1 protein-coding gene is annotated in these 545 nt (G+C 60.0%); it reads left to right on the forward strand.

Annotated features, from left to right (window positions below; translation table 11 throughout):
- Positions 1-545: ISAs1 family transposase (locus tag D0T11_RS21810; RefSeq protein WP_182888574.1), on the forward strand; the 545-nt coding region annotated here is incomplete at both ends.

Consider the following 545-nt stretch of genomic DNA (forward strand, 5'->3'; position numbering starts at 1 on the left):
CCGATTCGCGACTACTTTCTGCAAGTTGAAGACTTCCGTCAAGCCGCCAAGTGCCGCTACCGACTGGCTGACATTCTGCTTATTGGCTTGTGCACCTACCTGAGCAACGGCCACGATTACGAGGACATGGTCTTGTTTGCCCAAACCCAYGCCCGGCACCTAACCGACTTGGTRSACYTGCCCAGTGTGCCGTCGCACGATACGTTTAAYCGCGTATTTCAACTGCTCTCTCCCGACTTGCTGCGGGGCTGTCTGGCCCAGCACGGCCACGCGCTACTCGATACGCTGGCCGAGAAACAACTCTGCCTCGATAGCAAAAAGCTGCGGGGCGTGAGTCCGCGCAGTGCTGGCAACGCCGGCCTGTACCTGGTTAATGCCTGGGTGAGCGAGAACCGCTTGTGTGTGGGCCAGCAGCGAGTGGCCGATAAAAGCAATGAAATCACGGCCTTACCTGAACTGCTGGCCCAACTGGACCTGCGCCAGGCGGTGGTCACCACCGACGCCATGGGCTGCCAGGCCGCCATTGCCGGCCAGATTCGCCAGCA

This window comes from Hymenobacter rubripertinctus, assembly GCF_003583925.1.
Taxonomy (GTDB): Bacteria; Bacteroidota; Bacteroidia; order Cytophagales; family Hymenobacteraceae; genus Hymenobacter; species Hymenobacter rubripertinctus.